Annotated in this window: 12 protein-coding genes; 4 read left to right on the forward strand and 8 right to left on the reverse strand. The window is 48.7% G+C overall.

Going from position 1 to position 17,321, the window contains the following annotated elements; translation table 11 throughout:
* Positions 1 to 54: 54 nt before the first annotated feature.
* Together GA003_07665 and GA003_07670 are read left to right on the forward strand one after the other, a co-directional pair.
* Entirely contained in the window at positions 55 to 1,932 is a 1,878-nt protein-coding gene (locus GA003_07665; protein ID QXD29826.1) for a sulfatase, read from the forward strand.
* 212 nt (positions 1,933 to 2,144) lie between these two features.
* Positions 2,145 to 2,519, forward strand: coding sequence for a hypothetical protein (locus GA003_07670; protein QXD29827.1), 375 nt, complete (start codon positions 2,145 to 2,147; stop codon positions 2,517 to 2,519).
* A 35-nt stretch (positions 2,520 to 2,554) separates the two neighbouring features.
* Here GA003_07670 and GA003_07675 read toward each other — a convergent pair whose 3' ends face one another.
* The 4 genes from GA003_07675 to GA003_07690 form a co-directional block, all read right to left on the reverse strand.
* Positions 2,555 to 3,970, reverse strand: coding sequence for a ThuA domain-containing protein (locus tag GA003_07675; protein ID QXD29828.1), 1,416 nt, complete (start codon positions 3,968 to 3,970; stop codon positions 2,555 to 2,557).
* Positions 3,967 to 6,045 (reverse strand): PQQ-dependent sugar dehydrogenase, encoded by a 2,079-nt coding sequence (locus GA003_07680; protein QXD29829.1) that lies wholly within the window; start codon positions 6,043 to 6,045, stop codon positions 3,967 to 3,969. The genes GA003_07675 and GA003_07680 overlap by 4 nt, the downstream gene beginning before the upstream one ends.
* Positions 6,046 to 6,145: 100 nt before the next feature.
* The gene (locus tag GA003_07685; GenBank protein QXD29830.1) at positions 6,146 to 7,033 is read right to left on the reverse strand and encodes an endonuclease/exonuclease/phosphatase family protein; all 888 of its coding nucleotides are present in this window, start codon (positions 7,031 to 7,033) and stop codon (positions 6,146 to 6,148) included.
* Positions 7,034 to 7,060: 27 nt separating this feature from the next.
* Positions 7,061 to 7,831, reverse strand: a complete 771-nt coding sequence (locus GA003_07690) for a class I SAM-dependent methyltransferase (protein ID QXD29831.1) — start codon at positions 7,829 to 7,831, stop codon at positions 7,061 to 7,063.
* A 164-nt stretch (positions 7,832 to 7,995) separates the two neighbouring features.
* Between GA003_07690 and GA003_07695 the strand changes: the two genes are divergently transcribed.
* The gene (locus GA003_07695) at positions 7,996 to 9,156 is read left to right on the forward strand and encodes an MFS transporter (protein ID QXD29832.1); all 1,161 of its coding nucleotides are present in this window, start codon (positions 7,996 to 7,998) and stop codon (positions 9,154 to 9,156) included.
* Here GA003_07695 and GA003_07700 read toward each other — a convergent pair.
* Complete coding sequence (locus tag GA003_07700; protein QXD29833.1) at positions 9,153 to 9,668, reverse strand: cupin domain-containing protein; 516 nt, start codon at positions 9,666 to 9,668, stop codon at positions 9,153 to 9,155. The genes GA003_07695 and GA003_07700 overlap by 4 nt on opposite strands.
* A 118-nt stretch (positions 9,669 to 9,786) precedes the next feature.
* Between GA003_07700 and GA003_07705 the strand changes: the two genes are divergently transcribed.
* Positions 9,787 to 10,506: a DUF1080 domain-containing protein gene (locus tag GA003_07705; protein QXD29834.1), complete on the forward strand. Its 720-nt coding sequence runs from the start codon at positions 9,787 to 9,789 to the stop codon at positions 10,504 to 10,506.
* Positions 10,507 to 10,517: 11 nt separating this feature from the next.
* Here the strand turns inward: GA003_07705 and GA003_07710 are convergent, their stop codons facing one another.
* The 3 genes from GA003_07710 to GA003_07720 all read right to left on the reverse strand — a co-directional run bounded on the left by GA003_07710 (position 10,518) and on the right by GA003_07720 (position 17,319).
* Entirely contained in the window at positions 10,518 to 11,975 is a 1,458-nt protein-coding gene (locus GA003_07710) for a hypothetical protein (protein QXD29835.1), read from the reverse strand.
* Positions 11,976 to 12,026: 51 nt separating this feature from the next.
* Positions 12,027 to 13,493 carry a DUF1501 domain-containing protein gene (locus GA003_07715; protein ID QXD29836.1) on the reverse strand — a complete coding sequence of 489 codons (1,467 nt, stop codon included), beginning with the start codon at positions 13,491 to 13,493 and terminating at the stop codon, positions 12,027 to 12,029.
* A 214-nt stretch (positions 13,494 to 13,707) separates the two neighbouring features.
* The gene (locus GA003_07720; GenBank protein QXD29837.1) at positions 13,708 to 17,319 is read right to left on the reverse strand and encodes a DUF1553 domain-containing protein; all 3,612 of its coding nucleotides are present in this window, start codon (positions 17,317 to 17,319) and stop codon (positions 13,708 to 13,710) included.
* Positions 17,320 to 17,321: the final 2 nt, after the last annotated feature.

A 17,321-nucleotide genomic window follows, 5' to 3' on the forward strand; every position in this document is an offset into this window, starting at 1 on the left:
CAGCAATAAGAGATTCGTTATCGACAATTTGTTATCCAAATTCGAGGTTTGGGTATGAAGTTCTCACTCTACCCTAAGCTCTTCGTTCTTCTCTTCGGTTTTATAGTAGGCCTTCAGGCGCAAGATAAACCCAATATTCTGTGGCTTTTTGCCGAGGATACATCGCCTTGGATGGGCTGTTATGGTCACGAGGTGAATAAAGGCCACACCCCGCATATCGATTCGTTGGCGAATCAGGGCGTATTGTTCAAGCGGGCTTATGTACCTGCTCCGGTTTGTTCGGCTTGTCGCTCGGCGCTTATGGGCGGGATGAACCAGATCCGATTCAATGCACATGAGCACCGGAGTTCTCGCGGAAAGGCACCCCTGTTCCTGCCAGATGGAATGAAGCTGTTGCCTCAAATCATGAATGAGAACGGCTATTCAACCTTCAATCTGGGTAAAACCGACTACAACTTCGTGTTGGCTACTGAAGAGATCTTTACCTTCGACGAAAAACGTCGTGAACCGATTCCTTGGGACAAAATCAAAGCGAGCCAACCGTTTTATGGACAGATTCAAACCGCAGGTGGAAAACAGAATACAAGGAATTGGCCGGCGGACCGCAGAACTGATCGCGACTCGGTGGTTGTTCCTGCTGATTATCCAGATACGCCCGCGCAGCGCGAAGTGGTTGCGGAGCACTACGATTCCATTCGGAAGGATGATGATTTTATCGGAGGCGTGATAAAAGGCCTCAAAGAGAATGGTCTTTGGGAGAATACCATTGTGGTTTATTTTGGTGACCACGGAGCCAATCAACTGCTTAGACACAAGCAGATGCCAACAGAGGGAGGACTACACGTTCCGTTTGCCGTCTATGGTCCTGAAAAATACGTACCCAGGAAAAAGATACGAAATGATTTAGTGGACATGCTGGACCTCTCTGCCACGACCTTGGCCTGGGCAGGTATTCCGATACCTGGAAATTGGGAAGGGCAGCATCTTTTTTGCAAGGGGTTCAAGGCGCGCGAATTCGTGGCCTCCGCAAAAGATCGCTTGGACCATACTATTGATCGGGTTCGTACTATCCGAACAGAGCGCTATCGTTATACGCGAAATTACAAAACCGATCGAATCTTTCTACAACCTCAGTATCGGGATGGTCAGCCATACAATCAGGATTTTCATGACCTCTATCAGGCAGGTAAGCTTTCAGAGCGTCACGCTGAGATCTATTTTGGAGAGCGACCAGCGGAAGAACTCTATGACGTGGAAAAGGATCCCGCTCAAATGGTGAACCTAATAAACGATCCAAAGCTTGCGGATGAAGTTCAACGTCACCGCGAGTTACTCGATTCCTGGATTGCTAAAGGTGATCATGGTGAAGGTGAAGAGAAGCTTCAGGAGTTGCTTGAACAGTCGACGAGCAGGTGGGCAGCCGTAAATCCCGAGTATGAGTTAGTGCGCACCGACCACGATGGTGATGGGCTATCGAGTGAATGGGAAGAGGCAGTTGGACGTGACCCTAACGATGGTAAGCTTCAGTTCCTTTTTGATAATGGTGGTTGGCAGACTGAAGGTTGGAAAGGCGAAGGCAATGTGCCAAACATAGCCGGTTACCTCGGCTATCTTGATTTTAATCTGCCCGATGGGGAGGGCTCTATTGTTCGCGGGGGACTCAATGTAGATGCTGCCAAGAATAGTGGTCAGCTTGAAATTAAAGCAAAAGCTTCTTTCCCTGTACTGGCATGGTTATCGGCTGAGAACGAGGCTGGGGAAGTTAATCGTATCGCAGGCCCTATAACCCTTAAAAAGAGCAAGGGATTTAAAGACTATGGCATCGACCTCACTGGCAATCCAAATTGGAAAGGATCGATCCAATCACTGAAATTATCTTTTCAGGGTGAGCCGGGTGTGTTGGTTGAGATAGATTCCATCAAAGCACTGTAATAGACTTCAGAAATTCAGTGGCCCCATCGTTTTCAATTCGAAGCGGGAGTGCCTTTCTTTACGCTTTGTTACCAATCCGGAGGCTCATCTTTGCGGTCGTTCTCTGAAACTAAGGGTATTTGTTAAGCGGTTGCTAATTCTTAAAGAGATCTTACTTCGAAATTCCGGATGGTATAGAATTCATCTACACCGGTTTGAAAATTAGTAATTGTATGTTTGTTACCTTTAGAAAACTTAATCTCTCCAACTTCGATCTTCGGCATCTGGATTATAGAGAAACCGCGATTAGTGCAGCTGTTGGACTTGTCGGCCTATCCATTGTTTTACTTTCCTTGTTTGGAACTACTTACCTAATGGATCTGGTAGATTCTGAGAATCAACTGTCCTATCTAAAGATCCTGATGTGTTCTTTAGGTATATTTACCATCGGACTGGCCTTGATCATTTTCTCCATTCATTTGGTGAAGAAGATCATATGGGGAGCCCTGGCTGCTCTACTACTGGTCTCTTTCGGACTGGGCTGCTTTGCTTTTGGAATATTCGTGAAATGTTTTCTGATCGGTTTCTTTAATCTCTATCATCGGTAGGTTTAATCTCTCACTTAAACCGGTGGCCCGTAGTACTATTCAGAAATTTCACTGAGAATTTTAACGGCTACTTCGTTCTCGTATTCTTTGGCGATGTCCAGCGCGGTTGTTTTGTGATCTGAAACCACAGAGGGGTCGACTCCTGCATCGAGAAGCATGTTGATGAGTTCAGCATCTCCTCCGACTGCTGCTTCGTGCAAGGGCGTGCCTCCAGCTGCGCTTAGTCGCTTCACATCGGCACCTCCATCGATGAGTAATTTGGTAATCGTATTTCGATTTTTCGCCCCTGCCAAATGGAGGGTTGTCCAACCTTGGCTATCGCGCACTCCGTAATCGACGCCTACCTTGATGATGGCGGCTGCGACCACGGGTAAGTCGCGATCGATAGCCAGGTGCATTGCTGTTTGGCTACGGGAAGTCAGAACGTTGGGATCACCACCTGCTTTCAGAAGCATCAAAGCCGCTTCGGGACGCTTGCGCATGATGGCCTCGTGAAGAGGTGTCATTTTGGAACGACCCGGTGTATTCACAATATCCGGTGTTTTTTCCAGATGGCGTTTTACATCCTCGATGTCGTTCCGAGCGATAGCTTCGCTAATGGCTTTATAGCGAATGAGCCCTGAGACAGAGGAGGACACGCCCTCAGTTGGAATCTTAACTCCGGCAGCCCAGCTTATGCCATTCAGCACCTGTTTTCTGAAATCATCTTGTGACCAATTATGATGAAAGTTCCCACCTGTGAGGGCAAAGCCTCTTCCTTTACCTCGGTTTTCCGATACCCAAGCCAGATGCTGAGGAACTTGATCTTGAAGTGCTTTGCGCAAGGCAGCGTTGCCGGAACGAGGGCCATCCTGACCCAGTTCATTTTCGGTAGCTTGAGTGGAAAGCACGGGTGTGATTCCCTTCATGCCCTTGCGGAATCGCATGTTAAAATACCATTCGTCTTCAGTCAGGTAGGGGCTCACTCCATTATTCACTGGATGATCCCCTAGTGTTACTTCTCGAAGTTCCCATTGTGGGTTAACGGACCAATCGACTTCAAAATAGCCACCTATTGAATCCAGGTAGAATTCGTTCATCTCTTGATCGGCTCCTTCCAGAGCGTAATGAAGCACGACAATGCCGGTGCCAGCTTTATGCAGCTTTTCCAGCTCTTCGGTCTGGCCTTTGGCTACGTGAAGATCTTCACCATCTGTATAAATTACGATGGCATCTACATCTTCTAGTAGGGTTGAATCTGTAGGCCATCCTTGGCTCACTGTTGCCTGAACTCCGATGTCGGCCTCGTTGAGGCATGAAGCTAGTAATTCGCTACCTGCGACAAATTCGTGGGCATTCCAACCATGACTGGGTTCACCGGCGAGGAAGAGAACTGTTTTGTCTTTTCCGTAAGCGATGGCCGTGGCAAGGGAAAGGAATAGGGCCAGGAACCTGCAGATCTTTAAACTCATTCTGCGCCGGTCGATGTATTTTCAGCGTCCATGGCTACTGCTGGAATCTCAATTCCTTGAATTCCATTTCCGGCATCTTCGGATACAATTCTCGCATTCCGAATGTACACTGCGCCTCCGCCTCCAGATTTTGAAAGTTTGTGTATTTGAAAAGCAATAACACCTTCGGCTGTTTTTCCATCAATCATGTTGAGTGTAGGCACCCCATTGACCCAGGTGCGAAAATGATCTCCGATAGCTTCTATCCGGTAGTGGTTCCACTCTGATTTGCGGTACGCCTTTTGAGCGTCTACTTTTCCTTCAAGTGAGTAGAGCCAACCTCTGCCGCCTTCTTCGTAGATCCCACCCGTCCATTGTCGTTCGGACTGGTCGATTTCCATTTGGTAACCGTGCAGATTTCCTCCTTTGAAATTAGGATTACTTTGACCACGCAGCATAATGCCGGAGTTCAAATCACCTATGACTTTCACATCCACTTCGAGGATGAAGTCGGAGTAGGTTTTCTTGGTCGCCAGGTAGGTGAATGCTTCGGTGTCTTGTTGGAGAGCAACGATTGCTCCGTCGTCCACCAGGACTGTGGAGTTGCCATCGCGAGCTTCCCAGCCACTAAGATCACGTCCATTGAACAGGCTGGTCCATTGTGGCTCTGGCAATGGCACCATACGCCAAAGTGCGCCGGTATTGGGGGTGCGAGTATTGAGAGCGATATAGATGGAGCCATCTGGGGCTGAAGTAACTTCACGAACGCGGCCTTGTTTTTTGAGCAGTGTTTCGATGTGCGTTACCTTGCCATCTTCGATCACGATGCGTTGCAACTCTTCTGCAGACATTCCGGTTGCCAGTATGTTGTTTTTCCAGCCAGGGAATTTGTCTCCTTCGTAAAAATCAATTCCGCAAGTGGCGATAGAGGGGAGCCAGTAGTGCACGGGTTGTTCCATGCCTTCCATGTGTGTCTTGTCGGTCCATGGGGTGCCGTCGTAGTTCATGCCGTAAGTGATGACTGGCCAACCGTAGTTTACTCCCGGTTTTATTAGATTGAGTTCATCGCCTCCCCGCGGGCCATGTTCGGTTTCCCAAATCTCTCCTGTGAGCGGATGAAGGTCCAAGCCCTGCGGATTACGATTTCCATAGGTCCAAATTGTTTTGTAAGCGCCCTTGTCATTGTAGAAAGGATTTCCTTCAGGCACACGGCCGTCGTCATGAATACGATGGATTTTTCCATGAGGCACTGTGAGGTCTTGTGCTGGATCTCCTTCTTGTCTGTCTCCAATGCCAAAGAAAAGGTATCCGTCCTTGAATACAAATCGAGAGCCGTAGTGACCTCCCTTAATCGTATGAAATTGTGGAGGAGCTCTAAAAATCTCTTCTTCATCTACCCACTTGTTGTTTTTGATGCGTCCTCGAACGACCGCGGTCATGGAAGCGTCCTTGTCGTTAATTTTAGCACCTACGTGTTCGCTGAATGAGAGGTAGATCCATCCGTTGTTTTCGTAGTCAGGGTGGGGGGTAACTTCCAGTAGACCTCCCTGGCCGACCGCATGTACCTTGGGAGTTCCTTTGACCTCAGTTTTTACACCATCATTCAGGTGCCACAGAATACCGCTTCTTTGAGTTAACAAAGTGGAGTTGTCCGGGAGGAAGTTGATAGACCAAAGGATGCCTTCAAGTTCCAGGATCTTCTCCATCTTAAAGTTGTGAAGTTCTGTCGAGTAGACACCTCCCAGGGGTTTTACCTTTTCGAGTAAACCGGTGGTTTCAGCGAGCAATTTTTGTTCTCGTATAAGAATGATGAGTCCTCGAATCTGCTCTTCGTCTAGGACGTCCTTCCAGGGAATCATGCCCATTTCTGGAACGCCGTTGCGAATGATTTTGGCGATGTCGGCATCTGATCCACCGTATTTCCACACACCATCGATCAGAGAGCTTCCTTGACCTCCCTCCATGTTCTGTCCGTGGCAAGTAGCACAGTATTGTTTGTAGAGATCCATCATCTCACCCGTGCCGATACGGCTTTGTGCGTGGGCGAGGGCAGGGATGAGACATGCGGTTATTAGGTAAGAAACGAGTTTGTTCATAATAAATAGGATTTAGGGTAAACCAATTTGTAAGAGCTATTCAGTTGGCGACTGACAAAAAAGTCCAGCCGACAAACAGGATGCGGAGATTTATCGTGATCTATTTTAAGCGAACCGTTGCTTCCACAGGGTAGTGATCTGAAGGGTATCGGCCATTTTCCTGGGTATAATTGATGGTGGCGTTGAGTGTGACAAAACCCTGACTGGTCAGGATCCAATCGATCCTATTACGGGCACGTTCTCCCGTAAAAGCACTGAAAGTTCCCTCCAGATCTCGCACTTGAGGATGAATGACTCGGTAAGTATCGATCAGTGGAGCCCCGCTGTCTCCGTTTGAGGTAACGAGCGCTGCGTAAGGATCGAGTTGCTCATCGGTATTGAAATCTCCGGTTACGATAACGGGAATATCGGGTAGCACGCTGTCAATGCGTTTGCGGATCAGCTTGGCTGATTCCAGTCTGGCCTCTGTGCCACGGTGGTCGAAGTGCGTGTTTCCGAATATCATGCTGTTGCCTCCGCTTTTTCGATCCTTGATCATAATCCAGGTTGCAAGTCGAGGCAGCGCCGAGTCCCAACTCTTGCTGCCCGGTACTTCCGGAGTCTCGCTGAGCCAAAAGTACCCTTCGTCTACTGGTTCGAATCGATCGCGTTTATACATGACAGGGACATACTCTCCCGATGTTAAGTCGGCTTCCCGAGCAACGCCAAAGTAGCCGTATTCAGGGAGTTGTTCTCTCAAAAAATCAGCTTGAAAGCCATGAACTTCCTGCAGGCCGAGCAGGTCGGGATCGAACATACGGATAGTTTCGACAACAAAGTCCTGCCTGAGTGGCCAGGCATTCTCACCGTCCTTGGCCACGCCGTTTCGTATGTTGAAACTCATGACTTTGATGGAAGGATTTTTCGCCTCAGCCATGAACGGAGCAATTAATAGTAAGCAAACAAGGCTAATAACAGTGCGAATAGAGGCAGCTTTATTGGGGAACATGACGGTGTGGATGGTAGCGTTTATGGATTAGGTTTTTCTGCGAGCCCAATACCAGGTCCTCAGATTGCCACTCTTTCTTCGAGTATAGGGCGTGTCGGTCTCGTTGTGCAAGATTTCACCTCCGGCATCCGTCACGAATTTCTCAATGTTTTGTTTGGAGATGGGATGGATTTGTACTGGGGGTTTACCTCTCAGTTGTTTGAAAAAGGGACGCACTTTTTCCCGGTGCCATTTGACCAGGTTGAAGCCAGGGGAGCCTTCCTCATGGTGGTAGCAATCGTGCACTAGAAACACGGTTAAACCGCCTGGTTTTAGAAGACGAAAGAAATCTTTGATGTAATTCTTGGAGGCTGGGTAGGGGATGTGCTGTATTGTTTTATTGCTGTAAAAAAAGTCGAATGTGGCCTCCTCGAGCTGAGCTAGATCCTCTCGCTTGTTCAGGACGAACTCAGCGTTGGCTTGTCGTTTGATTTTGTTAGCTCGGTCGATCATGGTTGAAGACACATCGACTCCAACGGCTGAATCAAAGTGTTCTGCTAAGGCATTGGTTAGTCGACCCACTCCACAGCCGAAATCAAGGCACCGACCTTTTTGAATCTGAAAGTCCAGTTTTGCCAGACGATTGATCTGGGCCTGTACTTCTTCCTTTCCTGAATCGAAGAAGGCATCCTCGTTTTTATCGTCCAAGTATTCGGGATAGGTCATGACTGTCCAAAAGGCCTGGTTTTTTCCGAGATCCTCGTAGAGGGATTCAACAGCCTTGAATGCGGCTGATTGATTATCTTCCTGTTCGGTCATTTGGTAAACGTAGGTCTCGATGACGTGTTATCGTGCTTCAAGGTTCCCTTTGAGCCTTTCAAAGTTTTCTTAAACCTCCGGGGAGGAAAAGGATAATCTGTGAGGTCATGATCTTTTTGAACCCGGGCTTGTGCAGGAATAAGCTTTGGTTCCTAATTCCCCGAATGTTCGATTTTAGGACAGCCATAGCTGGATGGAATAGCGACTTTAAGCGACTCGCAGTAGCGACTGCTTCGTTGGGTGTCTTTTTTGGCGTGCTCATGACCTTGCAGCACAACTTCATGGTTGAGGAATTGGGCATTGAGGTGCACGAGCTGGGAATCGTTGAAGCGTTCCGCGAAATGCCGGGTTTTTTCAACTTTGTGTTCCTGGCTATCATGATTGCGCTGTCACCTCCTCTTGCCGCAGCTATCTGTCTGGTGCTGATGGGGCTGGGAATAGCTATGTTCTCGCAAGTGGAAACCGTGGTTGCGTTTACCCTGTTTTCGGTGGTGTGGAGTATTGGTTTTCATGCCTGGGCTCCATTGAGCCAGAGTATGGGGATTCTGTATTCCCCTGAAGATGGAAAAGGAAAAGCGTTGGGACAATTGCGTGCGGTTGAAGGCCTGGCTTGGTTGCTCATCATTGTCGTGTGTAAGTTTGCTTTCGATTACATTAACTACGCAGGCTTGTTTGTCTTGGCGGGCGTAGCTTGCTTGATCGGTAGCTATGTGATTTCTGGGGCTACTCGAAAGAAAGTCTCTGTAGTCGACCGCAGCTTCCTTTTAAGGAAAAAATATTGGCTCTACTACACCTTGCAATTTCTGCAGGGCTGTCGGAAACAGATTTTTATTACTTTTGCTGTCTTTGCGTTGGTCAAAGTGCATGGCATGCCCATTCACTCGACCATTATTCTAATGTTCATCAATCAGCTCCTGATTTTTCTGACGGGCTCCTGGTTCGGCCGCTTAATTGATGTCCATGGTGAACGAAGGATGCTCAGTATCAGCTATGTCGTTTTGACTTTGGTCTTCCTCGGATACGGATTCATCGAACACCGCCCGACGCTCTATGTCCTCTACTGTGTGGATAATTTGGTCTTCTTTGGTGGGATTGCATTGACGACTTACTTGAATCGTATTGCTCCGCCCGAAGACTTGAAGCCAAGTCTCTCAATGGGGGTGACCTTTAATCACATATCCTCCGTTGCTGCACCTTTAATGGGTGGCTTTGCCTGGCACTATTTCGGATATCAAGCGATCTTCTTTGCGGGAGCATTCTTTGCCTTAGTATCGCTCGTGTTTGCACAGTTTATTCCGAAGAGGTCGGCTGTGAGTTCAGGTTAGGAATCCGCTTTCCAGTTGGGGCCTATAAGCGATCGCAAGTGATCACGGGTGGCCCATTCAGCTTTACCAGCGTATTTATCTATAAATGCCTGACCACCTCCAAGACGAACTCGCTCCGGTTTCCACGCGGGAGTTACTACCGACCCAACGAGAAGGAAATCCGCTGGGTCGTGCAGGCGTAGTGCTTTCCCACAAGCCCCGGGTGCGACGATTATGGGGCGTTGTCCTGCTTTCAGGTCCAAACCTAGAGTTTTCTTTTCAACAGAGCCATCCTCGTGGAATAGATAGTAGTCTGCCGGTCCTCCTGAGATGAGAATGTGGTGATCGTCTGGCTCTAACCAATGAAGGTGGTTTTGGGGATGATCGCGAGTCAGTGCATAGTAGATGCAATTACTCGCCGCTGAAGAACCGAGTTTGGAATCGACCTGGATATGTGAGGTCTTTTCCACCACATAAAGACCTGACTCATGGTCCAAATGCTGTAATCCCAGTTCTTCAATCCAGTCCTTCATCTCTGTTAATGTATTTCGGGCCAAGGTATCACTGTCAATGAGTCCTTGGGCAGGTCCTGTTGAACCAGTCGATTTTTCTATTGGAATACGTAACCGGATCTTCTAGACCTCGGTCACAATGAAAATGTCTATACTTCTACCTCTTATTACCCTAACGCTGGCGGGAGCCACTTTGGCTTTTGGCGCCGGTCATAAAAATGACGAAGGCTGGAAATCTGTCTTCAACGGCAAAAACCTGGAAGGATGGACTGCCAGTAAAGAGAATCCCAATTCCTATACCGTAAAGAATGGCAACCTGATCCTGAAAGGCGGACGCTCACACCTGTTTTATTCGGGATCAGTCGGTGGATCCAATTTTAAGAATTTCGAGTTGAAGCTTCAGGCCAAGACGATGGCGAATGCCAACTCTGGCGTTTATTTTCATACTAAATATCAGGATGCTGGATGGCCCGACCAAGGCTTTGAGGCTCAGGTTAATACCTCCCACAAAGATCCCAAGAAAACCGGAAGCCTTTACGCAGTCGCCAATATCTATGTAGCGATGAAGCCAGAACCCGAATTTACAGTGCGCGTCGACAAGTCAGGTGCCCAAATCTGGCAGGACCAAGCACCCTCTACGGATGGGGAATGGTTCGATTACCATATCATCGTTGTTGACGACACCGTAACGCTCAAAATTAACGGAGAGACCATGGTTCAGTGGACACAGCCAGAAGGCTGGGAAGGTCCAAAGAATATGCCTGGTCGCGTACTTGGAAGTGGAACGATTGCTCTTCAAGCTCACGATCCAGATAGCGAAGTTCACTACCGCAATATTAAGCTGAAGATTCTAGACTGATTTAGCAGTAATCAGTTCAGGACAAAGTTACAGTTGGGGAGTGATTCCTTTAGCTGGGCCAAGACGGATTCTTCGTAGAGTTCTGTCTGGAACAGATACAGGTTCTTAAGCTGCGTCAGTTGAGATAGCTCACTCACTCGCTCAGAACTGAGCTCCGTGCCGTAAAGGTTGAGCGACTCCAGGTTTTTAAGAGCTACCAGTTTGTTAAGCTGCTGCCCTTGGATCTTTGTCTTGCTAAGGTTTAGGCTACGCAGGTTCTCAAACTTCAAGATGGAATCCAGCGCCTCGTCGGTTAACTGCGTGCTCGAGAAATTCGCTTCTACTACTTTGTCCGCATACGGCACCAGTTTGGCCAACGTCGAATCGTCGAACGTTTTTTGAATGGCGAAGGTTTCAATGGAGAATTCGGAGGCTTTCGATTCAATGGGTATGACGATGAGTCCAATCTCTTCATGTAGTTGGGTTAGACCCAGGTACAGGTCCTCTCGTTCGATGCGTCGTCTTTCTAACTCTTCTTCTGATACCATGGAGTCGAAGATGGATTGGAAATAGGCATAAATATTGGCAGGGACATCGTCGTGGGCTCCTACCGTTTTTAAAGGATCAGCACCTTCTTGTATCCACCAGCCAATGACTTCGACTTCTGTGTCGCTTAGCGGTGGCTTTCCGTCCGTAGGCATGAAGTCCTCATCATCATGTGGCAGGGTAATGCGGAAATAGAGTTCACTGTCTTCTAAATCTCCCGCTGCTATCGAGTATCCCATCTCGCCACCTTTCAAAAGCCCTTCATAGCTTTCCATGTCCAAGTCGCCTTTTTTCTTATTTGGATTGTGGCAGGTGTTGCAGTTTTGCTCGAAAATGGTGTGAACGACATCCGTGTAAACCTCCAGGTCATCTACTGAGGCAACCACTTTGACTTCCTCTATCTCTAATCCGAACATCGTGCGAAGGGAGTTCGGCATGTGTTTGGTTAGGTAGTCTTCGCCGTGGGTGATAGAGCCTCCATTGTGGCTGGAAACGAATAGCATGAGAAGGCATGCTGCCAAGGTTAGCTTATAGGCCAAAGTCGTAATAGCTTTCCCGCCGTACAGCTTCAATACTCCTAATCCCAGGGTTAGAATCCCAAGGATCAAACTCACCCGCATGTGGTATACTACCAGTGGTTCGTTGGCTCCACCTGCGTAGGCGAGTAGGATGCCAGTGGAAACGGCTAGAATGGTGACTCCAATGGTGAGGATGAGGATGAATGTGGCGGCCTCTTTGAACTTTCCGTAAACGGGGGTTATCGACTCAAATATGGCTAAGAGCACAAAAAATCCAATGGGCAGATGCAACACAACTGGATGAAAGCGTCCTATGAAAGTAAGCATGCCGGCATGCTCTTCGCCTGTTAGAGGGTTGGATATCAGGAAGGCAAAGAATACGATAGCAAGAAATGCACTCGCGACTGTGAGGATCTTTTTAGTCATTTAGTGTTTAGAGGCAGCTGATTCTGAGTGGTCGGCAGATATACTTATGGATCAGGTTAGTATTTCCTTCACCACTCGGGCTTCTTCAACTCCGGTCAATCGCAGGTCGAGACCCTGATGACGGAAGTTTAGCGTCTCGTGGTTGATGCCAAACTGGTTGAGTATGGTCGCATTCAAGTCCCGGATATGAACAGGGTTTTCTGTAATATTATAGCTGAATTCATCGGTGTCTCCGTAGACGGTTCCTCCTTTGATGCCAGCTCCAGCAATCCACTTCGTGAAACAACGTGGGTGGTGGTCACGACCGTAGTTTGTTTCCGTCAAGGTTCCCTGGCAGTAAATAGTTCTTCCGAATTCTCCGCCCCATACAACGAGTGTATCGTCAAACATTCCACGCTGCTTTAGATCGGTAATGAGTGCATAGGTCGCTTGGTCGATATCCTTACACTGGTTGGGTAAATCCTTGGGTAATACGCCATGTTGATCCCAGCCACGGTGAAAGATCTGAGAAAAACGAACGCCTTTCTCAGCCAATCGGCGAGCCATCAGGCAGTTGTAAGCAAAGGTCCCTGGTATTTTAGCATCGGGACCGTATAGATCAAAAATGTAATCTGGTTCATCTGAGAGATCCGTGAGTTCTGGAACGGAGCTCTGCATACGAAATGCCATTTCGTATTGTGAGATTCGAGCATGTGTCTCCGGGTCCCCAAATTCATGGTACAGGTCCTCGTTGATCTCGTTTACTCCGTCCAGCATCTTTCTGCGCAGATCTCGACTGACTCCATGGGGATCAGTCAAATAGAGTACTGGATCTCCTTTGGAACGCATGGCTACTCCTTGGTGCTCCGAAGGAAGTGGTCCCGCTCCCCACAGTCTGGAATAGAGCGCCTGAGCTTCCTTGCGACCTGTCCAGGTGGAATTGAGAATGACAAAGGTGGGTAAGTTTTCGTTTAAACTCCCCAATCCATAACTCAACCAGGCTCCCATGCTCGGACGGCCTGGGATTTGATTGCCGGTTTGAATGTAGGTGATAGCTGGGTCGTGATTAATCGCCTCGGTGTACATCGATTTGATGATCGCGATATCGTCTGCAACTTTTTTGGTGTAAGGTAGGAGTTCACTCATCCAGGCACCTCCCTTTCCCACCTGTTCAAACTCGTAAATAGAGGGTGCTACTGGAAAGCGGACTTGCCCTGAGGTCATCGTGGTTAGGCGTTGTCCGCGTCGAATAGAATCTGGAAGATCCTTGTCGAACATCGCCTTCATCTCAGGCTTGTAGTCATACATGTCTAGCTGGGAAGGCGCTCCCGACATAAACAGGTAAATGCCTCGTTTGGCTTTCGCTGGAAAATGGGGTGATCCCAGGAACCCGGTTCCCAGGGCCGGCTGGCCGGTTGAGGCTCCTTGGGCTTGCGGTCCTAGAATCGATGACAGGGCAGCAATGCCGAGTCCCTTGGCGGCCTTACCAAGGAATTGCCGGCGTGTTTCGTAGGTGACATATTGATCGAGTGGGTTCATTGGAAAAGAATTGTAGGAGGGGCTTTATGCCCCGATTGCTTATAGATGAGTGAAGAACTGAAATATGGATTCGTATTATAATGTGACTCTTGTTTGGGATAATTTTCCTTGCCGTGATGTTTATCTAAGGATCGGGCCGTAAAGCTCCTCCTACAGTTAGGCTAAGCTTTGGTTGTTTTGTGTCTGCGAGTTCATTGCTGCTGAAACGCTCAATTTAGTATTTATTAATGAAGGAATCCAGGTTCATGATTTGATTGGCCACCATGGTTAAGGAAGCCAGTTCCACGGGATCGAGATCTTGATTCGGGAAGGAGTCTCCCGTTTCAATTAAGCTGCGTGCATCCTTCGGGCTGTCCTTGAATGAATCGTGAAAGGTTTCGTAGGACCGTTTTAAGATTTCATGGTGTTTTTCGATCGGGGCGCTTCCAAAGGCATAGGTATATATTTGGCGGATCTTTTCTGAAGCGGACCCTGTGTGCTCGGTCAAAGTACGTTCTGCTAGCTGTCGGGCCGCTTCCACGAATTGAGGATCGTTCATCAGAGTGAGGGCCTGCAGGGGTGTGTTGGTTCTTTCGCGACGTACGTTGCAGTTTTCGCGAGACGGCACATCGAACACCACCATGTTTGGCGGAGGCGCCGTACGTTTCCAGAAAGTGTATAAGCTTCTGCGATACAGGGCTTCTCCATGGTCCTGACTAAAGTGAGCCGTGTTGGAGTCGGAGTAGGCCACTGCGTTCCAGATGCCTTCAGGCTGATAGGGTTTTACTGGAGGTCCACCGACTCTGGGGTTGAGGCTTCCGCTGACAAACAGCGCCTTGTCGCGTAAGACTTCGCCGTCCAGACGGTAGCGGGGCCCGCGAGCAAGGTAGCGGTTATTGCGGTCAATCGCCAGTTCATCGGGTTCTACCTTCGAGTTTTGTCTGTAGGTAGCTGACATGACCAGGGTCTTGATCAGGCCTTTTACGTTCCAGCCTGTTTCCTGGAAGTTGATGGCCAACCAGTCCAGCAACTCTGGGTGGGTTGGGTTTTCTCCCATGAGACCGAAGTCCTCTGAAGTGGCTACAATTCCAATACCGAAATAATTTTGCCAGAATCGATTAACCGTGACGCGTGCGGTAAGTGGATTGTCGGGATCTATGAGCCAGTTTGCTAAGCCCAAGCGATTTTTGGGCGCATCTTCCGGAAGTTGGCCCAAAGATTCTGGTATGTTTGCAAAGACTTCTTCGCCTGGTTTGTCATACTCTCCTCGTGCCAGCATGTGAGCGGATGGAAGCGCATCTTTTTCCTCCATGACAAGAGAGACTATAGCCTGGTCATAAATGTGGTTGTAGCGAACATCGTTGATTGCCTGTTGCTCTTTCAGGTCGAGATACCCCGGAACCTTGATGGTGTAATAGTAATCCTCGACTTGGGATTCATTGCTTGGACGCCTGCGTTCAGAAGGTACTTTCAATAGTTCCTCTAGCCGTTTGGCAGTCATGTTTGTCAGCTCGTAACTGTAAATCTGGCGCTCGTAGAATTTGACGGACTTTATAAAACCGGTTTTGGGTTCATCATTCGATTTGTCATAGTATCCGGTCTTATAATTTGAAGATGCATGATCACCCGGTATCAGGCCGTCGGTATAGCTTCCTGCTCGGAGAGGGGCAACGGTCGCGACTGAACCACTCAAGTTATCGATAACTTTGGAGTAGTCATAGGGTTGACGTGAGCCACTGCTCACGGTGAGCCCGGCAATCGTTCCTGAACCATCGTAAGTAATATTGATCGTCGGCGTACTAAACTCTCTGGGATTTACGCGCTCACTTTTGGTCGTAACCGAAATGAGGTCATTGTTCTTAAGAGAGTGGATGAGTTGGAAGATGATTTGATAACGGTTCGGGAATGTGGGATCAGAATTCGCGACAGACAGTCTCCAACCACGATCTCCGTCGAATTGCTCCAGAATTGGGATTCGTACCAACTTCTCTGATCCCTCGGCTGGCAGCTTTATTTCAGCGGTTATGGTAAACGGCTTGCTGGCATCAAAATCTAATCCGGCTTCTGAGAGGTCGATCGTGTCGCCCATAGAAGCTTCTTTGACGGGATTATTAGCAATCTTCCGTTCCGTGTTGTCCTGGTTGTCTTCCTTTTGGAATTTCAATTCTAGTGCGAGCTGCAAGTCGTGCTCAAATTTTTCAAAAGGAACTTCCTCCTGCGACTGCCAAGCTTGGTAAGCCTCTTTGTTCTCTTTTTTAAGCGCAGCCATGGCGTCGTTTAGCTCATCGCGTTTTGCTTTAACCACTTCCCATTCTGATTTTTGGTCTGGCTTGGGAATGGCAACGATGGGGCGTGTGTCATAAGCGTTTCCATCCATGACGGGACCATCGAAGTTATTAAAGAAGGCGGAGAACTTGTAGAAGTCCTTCATGGTAAACGGGTCGAACTTGTGATCGTGGCATGAAGCACAACCCATGGTGAGTCCCATGAATACGGTGGCTGTTGTTTCCACGCGGTCTTTGGCATAAATGGCCCGGTATTCAGCGTCGATGGCGCCGCCTTCGCTGGTGGTCGGATTGCAACGATTGAATCCGGTGGCCAGTCGTTGATCGAGTGAGGGTTGAGGAAGTAGGTCACCTGCAATCTGTTCGACGGTGAATTCATCGAATGGCTTGTTATCATTAAAGGCTTTTACCACCCAATCACGATAGGGCCAAATCTCACGGTAGTTGTCCAGATGAAGTCCATGCGTGTCGGCATAACGAGCGGCATCCAGCCAGAATCGCGCTTGGTGTTCCCCATAAGTTGAGGAGGCTAAAAGTTTGTCCACCAGGTTTTCGTAGGCATTGTCAGAACGATCGTTTACAAAGCCGCTTACCAATTCTGGGGTGGGCGGCAATCCGGTCAGATCCAGCGACAAACGCCGAGCCAGGGTGGGGCGATCCGCTTCTTCATTCGGGCTCAAGCCTTGTTCCTGCATCCTGGCGAAAGTGAACTTGTCGATCTTGTTGCTGCCCCAGGACACTTCGGGTGGCTCGGGTTTGGTGGGTTTTATAAATGCCCAATGACCTTCCCATTCGGCACCTTCAGAAATCCATTGGCCAATGAGCTGCTTTTGCTCGGCAGTAAGCACTTTATGAGAATCTTCAGGGGGCATGATCTCGCTTTTCAGCGGATTCATGATCCGTTGGTAAACCGGGCTTCCATCGGGATCTCCCTTAATAATAGCGGGAGGGCCATCTTCCCGCTTGCGGAAGGCCCATTCTTCTACATCCAATCTCAAATCGGCTTCCCGAGCCTCAGCATCGGGGCCATGACAGGCATAGCAATTTTCAGAAAGAATGGGGCGGATATCCTGGTTGAAGCTAATGGGACCTTTTCCATGCTCGGCACTCACATTGATAAACGGAGTGGGTGGACGCTGCTGTGAGCCGACTCCTTTAAATTCGGTTTGGTCGTAAACCTCCTGAGGAGTGGCGGTTTCGGTGGAGCCCAATGTCTCAGACCCCACGACTTGAGGTGGTGAGTCTTTCAATGATTGATAGGCAATGACTGCCGATAAAGTAATCACGACCGAGGCAGCCACCATGGCAACAAACGGTAGCCATCTGGGTTTGCTTTCTGAAGGTGTTGTTAATTCATGTACCTCCTCATCAATAGGTGGTTCCGCGGGAAGGGAGGTACGCAGTTCTTCGTTGAGTAGAAGTTCAGCATGGATCTGGCATTGCTGAGCGTAGTAGGCCTGGCCTTCAGGATTGTCCTTTAAAAGGGACGAAAGTTGGGTGTGCTCGCTCGGGCTAAGTTCGCCGTCGAGCATGCGTTGAATAAGGATTTCCAGTTCGTTCATGA

It is taken from the genome of Opitutia bacterium ISCC 52, from assembly GCA_014529675.2.
In the GTDB taxonomy this organism is placed as follows: Bacteria; Verrucomicrobiota; Verrucomicrobiia; order Opitutales; family UBA2995; genus UBA2995.

Coding starts and splice junctions, on each gene's coding strand:
- GA003_07695 (QXD29832.1), top strand. CDS start 7,996: ATGTTCGATTTTAGGACAGCCATAGCTGGATGGAATAGCGACTTTAAG.
- GA003_07675 (QXD29828.1), bottom strand. CDS start 3,970: ATGAGTTTAAAGATCTGCAGGTTCCTGGCCCTATTCCTTTCCCTTGCC.
- GA003_07720 (QXD29837.1), bottom strand. CDS start 17,319: ATGAACGAACTGGAAATCCTTATTCAACGCATGCTCGACGGCGAACTT.
- GA003_07700 (QXD29833.1), bottom strand. CDS start 9,668: ATGAAGGACTGGATTGAAGAACTGGGATTACAGCATTTGGACCATGAG.
- GA003_07710 (QXD29835.1), bottom strand. CDS start 11,975: ATGACTAAAAAGATCCTCACAGTCGCGAGTGCATTTCTTGCTATCGTA.
- GA003_07715 (QXD29836.1), bottom strand. CDS start 13,493: ATGAACCCACTCGATCAATATGTCACCTACGAAACACGCCGGCAATTC.
- GA003_07690 (QXD29831.1), bottom strand. CDS start 7,831: ATGACCGAACAGGAAGATAATCAATCAGCCGCATTCAAGGCTGTTGAA.
- GA003_07670 (QXD29827.1), top strand. CDS start 2,145: ATGTTTGTTACCTTTAGAAAACTTAATCTCTCCAACTTCGATCTTCGG.
- GA003_07665 (QXD29826.1), top strand. CDS start 55: ATGAAGTTCTCACTCTACCCTAAGCTCTTCGTTCTTCTCTTCGGTTTT.
- GA003_07685 (QXD29830.1), bottom strand. CDS start 7,033: ATGTTCCCCAATAAAGCTGCCTCTATTCGCACTGTTATTAGCCTTGTT.
- GA003_07680 (QXD29829.1), bottom strand. CDS start 6,045: ATGAACAAACTCGTTTCTTACCTAATAACCGCATGTCTCATCCCTGCC.
- GA003_07705 (QXD29834.1), top strand. CDS start 9,787: ATGAAAATGTCTATACTTCTACCTCTTATTACCCTAACGCTGGCGGGA.